Annotated in this window: 4 protein-coding genes and 1 tRNA gene; 2 read left to right on the top strand and 3 right to left on the bottom strand. The window is 40.5% G+C overall.

From position 1 onward, the window contains the following. Positions 1 to 113, bottom strand: a 113-nt coding sequence (locus EI164_RS14505; protein WP_192519804.1) for an IS1 family transposase, incomplete at its 3' end; no start/stop codon positions are given. Positions 114 to 880: 767 nt separating this feature from the next. On the opposite strand from EI164_RS14505, the gene EI164_RS14500 reads away from it, so the two are divergent. Together EI164_RS14500 and EI164_RS14495 are read left to right on the top strand one after the other, a co-directional pair. Further along, entirely contained in the window at positions 881 to 2,083 is a 1,203-nt protein-coding gene (locus EI164_RS14500) for a pyridoxal phosphate-dependent aminotransferase (protein ID WP_192520632.1), read from the top strand. Positions 2,084 to 2,419: 336 nt separating this feature from the next. After that, a tRNA-Asn gene (locus EI164_RS14495) sits at positions 2,420 to 2,495 on the top strand. Positions 2,496 to 2,931: 436 nt separating this feature from the next. Here EI164_RS14495 and icmH read toward each other — a convergent pair. Together icmH and tssK are read right to left on the bottom strand one after the other, a co-directional pair. Then, positions 2,932 to 3,744, bottom strand: a complete 813-nt coding sequence (icmH, locus tag EI164_RS14490; RefSeq protein ID WP_192520631.1) for a type IVB secretion system protein IcmH/DotU — start codon at positions 3,742 to 3,744, stop codon at positions 2,932 to 2,934. A gap of 373 nt (positions 3,745 to 4,117) precedes the next feature. Further along, positions 4,118 to 5,128, bottom strand: a complete 1,011-nt coding sequence (gene tssK / locus EI164_RS14485) for a type VI secretion system baseplate subunit TssK (protein WP_192520633.1) — start codon at positions 5,126 to 5,128, stop codon at positions 4,118 to 4,120. Positions 5,129 to 5,182: the final 54 nt, after the last annotated feature.

Genomic DNA, 5,182 nt, shown 5'->3' with positions numbered 1-5,182 from the left:
TGACGTTTGCAGTCCTTGCACTGGTAGTTCTGCTTGCCATAGCTTTTTTTGCCGTTTTTCTTTAAACTGGGACTGTGACAGTCGGGGCAATTGATCTGTATTTGTGTCTTCATAACCTCAAATATATCATCTTGCTTCGGCTGTCACCCTTCTTTTATTACTCCAGCATACTTTTTGATACACCACCAAAAATCTAAATAGTTATAGTGTGCAGATATAGGTTTATTGTTGTGTCTTCGCAATCAACAGCATCGGTTGAGCTGCCAATATAATAAATTGGATTATGATTAGGGAATCCTAGCTAAGATCTTGATATTATCGGCGGCTTGCGCCTAGGTTGGTGCAATTTTAGCGATCAGCAGCCCTAATATTTGAATGTTCAACATGCCCTAATTGAGTAGTACCAGATAATGTCAAAACCATTCATCTTAGTACCACCTCATGTTACTAGCGTCATAAGACAGCGTAATATCAGCGTGCTACAATGCCAAAATCAACATGAAAATCAGTGTAAAACTAATAGTGAATGCGCTTACTATTGAATAGTAACTGCTGAGTAATAGCTGCCTGTGAATAGTGACTGCCTTCTCAGTATATGAAAAACATTGATTCCTTAAACGCTCTAATATCGCATGCTGATAGCATTCAAAACGTTATATAATTCACAATAGATTTCCACCAACCCCACTAGGGCGTGTCCTCATTTTAAAAATGGTGATGAAAATAAGATAAATTGAAGTCAAACAAGGAAGATAGCGCAGATAATATCTAGATATTAGTCAGCTATTTGACGCCGTTTGGCAAAATTTAACTATTTTTAACCCATTTAGATGACTATCGATTGAATTGAGGACACGCCCTAATATAAAAAGGATCTCCCATGAGCGAGTTGCAACTGTCTGACCGCGTTAATAACATCAAACCATCACCTACCCTAGCGATTACTAATAAAGCCAAAGAGCTAAAAGCCGCCGGTAAAGATATTATCGGTCTGGGTGCGGGTGAGCCTGACTTTGACACACCAGAGCACATCAAAAAAGCAGCCATCGATGCCATTAATAATGGTTTTACCAAATATACGGCTGTCGACGGAACGCCAGAGCTAAAAAAAGCCATCATTGAAAAGTTCAAAAATGATAACGACATCAGCTATGAGCCTAACGAAATTCTAGTATCGGTTGGTGGTAAACAATCATTTTTCAACCTTGCTCAAGCCTTTATCAACCCAGGTGATGAAGTCATCATTCCAGCACCGTTTTGGGTCAGCTATCCTGACATGGTTATCATCGCAGAAGGCGTGCCAGTCATCGTCAAATGCCCAGCTGAGCAAAACTTCAAAATCACACCAGAGCAACTAGAAGCGGCCATTACTGATAAAACCAAAATGTTGGTATTAAATAGCCCATCTAACCCAACTGGTATGATCTATACTTTGGAAGAGCTGAAAGCACTGGCTGAAGTATTGAAAAAGCACCCACAAGTCTACGTGGCCTCAGATGACATGTATGAGCATATTCGCTGGACAGGTGATAAGTTCTACAACATCTTAAATGCCGCTCCTGAGCTGAAAGACCGTGCCATTATCTTAAATGGCGTCTCTAAGGCCTATGCAATGACAGGCTGGCGTATCGGTTATGCTGGTGGCCCTGCCAAGCTTATTGGCGCAATGAAAAAAGTTCAATCGCAATCTACTTCATGCCCAACCTCTATCAGCCAAGTCGCAGCAAAAGCAGCCATTAGCGGCGACCAAAGCGTGCTAGAACCAATGGTAGAAGCATTTGAGAAGCGTTGCGATCTCGTGGTTGACGGCTTAAACGCCATCAAAGGTATTACCTGCTTGCGTCCTGATGGCGCATTTTATGTATATCCAAATATCGTGCCATTAATCAAAGCCGCTGGTTTGTCTTCTTGTACTGAATTTTCAGCATGGTTATTGGATAAAGTCGGCGTAGCCGTTGTACCTGGCGACGCATTTGGCCTTGGTGGTTACATGCGTATCTCTTATGCCACTGATGAAGCCACACTAAAAGATGCGTTATCTCGTATCGAAAAAGCGGTTGCTGAATTGGATGTTGCCGAATAAGTATTACAGCATCATTTTTTCAAAAGTGTTTTATAGAAAAAGGCGCCACATATTCACTATATGGCGCCTTTTTTCGAATATTTTATAATCAGTAGTGATACTAAATATACAGCCTGCCTTTGACATGCTCATCACACACTCAGTGGAAGAAGGACGAAATCTAGAATAAATACGTGAGAAAGCGGCCTATTCACTCATTAAAATAATAATATTTGCCAATTATGAAAAAAAAAGCTTGACGTATTTTTTATCTTTGCTAGAATACGCCCCACTTAGCAAGAACTCGTTAGAGACTTTCTAAGCTTGTTGTAAGGGTATTAAATACTTACAGCCTATTCTCCAATAGCTCAGTTGGTAGAGCAACGGACTGTTAATCCGTGTGTCCCTGGTTCGAGCCCAGGTTGGAGAGCCACATTTTAGTAGTAAATCTTTTGAATTATCATTAATTCGATTATGGCATTTGCCAAAACCCTCATCAATTTGATGAGGGTTTTTTTATGGCTGTTATTTCCTTAATTTACGTGCACAAGACAAACGATCTGGTTTAGTTAGTCGATATGACACTAGGGCGTGTCTTCAATTCACCCGATAGTCATCTAAATGGGCTAAAAGTGGCTAAATCTTGCCAAAAATCGTCAAATAGCTGACTAATATCCCGATATTATCTGCGCTATTTTTCTTGTTTGACGGCAATTTATCTCATTTTTATCACCATTTTTGAAATGAAGACACGCCCTAATAAATAAAAACGGCATTAGTATAATAATTATACTAATGCCGTTTTTATTTGACTGCCTGTGATACAAGCGATTCAGAACCTTAATGTGCTCGTGATGATATAACCATCATTAAGGTAAGAAGATAGAAATATGCGCTTGCTCTTTGTTTTCTTGAATCACATTGTCATATGCTGATAGCTGATCAGTAGAAAAGCTATTGGTGAGCTGCCACATAGTTGCAAATATGACCGTTAATAGCACCGCCATGACAGCAAGAATAATCCATAGCGGTGTCTCACTCGTGAGTGTATGTTTTATCTGATCAGGAATGGCCCAAAATGGTGAAAATTCGTTCTTGTTACCTCGTAGGTGCTCAATTTCATCACCCAATCGCGAGATAAGATAACGAATTTTTTCAGGGGCTTCTAAACGATACTTACCTTGAAAACCAAGCAGCATTGCATAGTGGTAAACTTCTAAGGCTGGTAGATGCTTCTCCCCTTGCTCACGCAATCCATCCAAGCGATCAAAAAACTCATTACCAGCAACTTGTGAACCAAACAAATCCAACTGTAAAGGATTTAACTCCCAAGAATCTTTGAGTGTCTGAAACTCTGGTTCTTGCGATGTCATGATGGTTTCATCAATCAACGCACAGTAAGCGTATTTGGCCTCATGAATATCTTCTGACATAAAACCTTTTTTGCGCGCACTGCTCTCAAACTTATCTAAAAAGTTATATATCTTTTGGCGAAATTTTCTCGGCTCAGTGCTGAAATAGTGATTGCGCAGTAAGAACACTAAATAAAAGCCGTCGTACATGATATCGACTAACGACTGGCTACTAATACGCCTATCAAGGCCTGTTGCTGAAACTTTTGATGCTACCTCACCTGAATCTAGTAGTGAAGGCGCAGAACCCGTTGAATTATTTCCTGCCATGACTGTTCCTAATGCGTATTATTTTTCGAATACTACCTAGGGTGTGTCCCTGTTTAAAAAGGACAATAAAAACGCACCCTACGCCAATAAAAGTAACTAGAGCGTGTCTTCAATTCACCCGATAGTCATCTAAATGGGCTAAAAGTGGCTAAATCTTGCCAAACATCGTCAAATAGCTGGTTAATATCCCGATATTATCTGCGCTATTTTTCTTGTTTGACGGCAATTTATCTCATTTTTATCACCATTTTTGAAATGAAGACACGCCCTAATAAAAATGTTGAATGACAATCTATGATACCTAGTTATAAAGTCAAACAATCCTATATCAGGCTCACCCAAAAATAGACTTTATAGTGACCAATAAACGATGCTACTGTACGATAGCCATCAGTTCGATTTTTAAGTCGTCAAAACCGTTCGGCACATAAATACAGATAGATTCAGACTTTAGCATCTCTTCATATAACTCACCTACTGGCTCGATAGTGAAGTAGCTAAACCCTGGTCTCACAGGTATTGCGCTAGGCACCTGAGTGACATGTGAGACAGGTGAGCCTGGAAGCGCCGACAAAACACGTTTCTCTACTGCATCAGGAGTCGCAATCTTAAAGCGGCGTGGCACGATATCGATTAGCTCATGCATCGGTAGCGACGAACTAATCGACAGATACAGTTGCGAGCCACGTGTGATCTTGTCACTACTCAGCTCACCAGTATAGTAAGACGGTTTGTTCTGACGTAGTGGAATCGATATAAAGTTACTCGCAATAACGGTATTAAGTAGCTCACGAATAATCGAAATAATACTCACAAATGACTCATTGGCATTATCATGATGATAAGCTGGCAAGTCGCCGACTTTGTATAATGAGCTAAAAGTGGCCAATTGGCTGGCAACATTTAATAACGCCTCATAAAGGCGTTCTGGATGCAATTTATTATTACTATATAAATGGCTCAGCTGAGAGTATGCTGTATTGAGCGTATGTAACAACCAAAAAGAAGCAATATCTGACGAGCGGAACTCTAGCAAATCATTGTTCGACTGGCGATGATGGTCATATAGCGAAGTGGATTTGGTGTTAATCATGGTCATTAAACGATAGACTTGACCAACAAGTGCTGGATTACTCGTGATATGTACGCTTGGCACAATATAATCATCATCTACTTGATAAACACCTTGAGTCGTACGCACCAACTTGGCAACCAATAAAGACACAGTATCTTGACTAGGCGCTTGCGCGGAATGGCTTAGCTGTAAACTGGGGGACAACTTAATAACATCGATAACCGCTTCAGCTGCTTGACTATATAAGTCTTGCGCCTCAACCGCACCTCTTACATAGCGAGCAGGGTTGTCACTGTGCTCAGTCTGTATTAGGACTTACGCAAAACCAGAGATATATTGCCAACCTAAAGCATAGCGTAGTAC

The sequence above is a fragment of the Psychrobacter sp. FME13 genome, assembly GCF_014861395.1.
Lineage (GTDB): Bacteria > Pseudomonadota > Gammaproteobacteria > Pseudomonadales > Moraxellaceae > Psychrobacter.
Note: the sequence above shows the minus strand (reverse complement) of the source record. Positions and strands in the feature narration are given on the sequence as shown.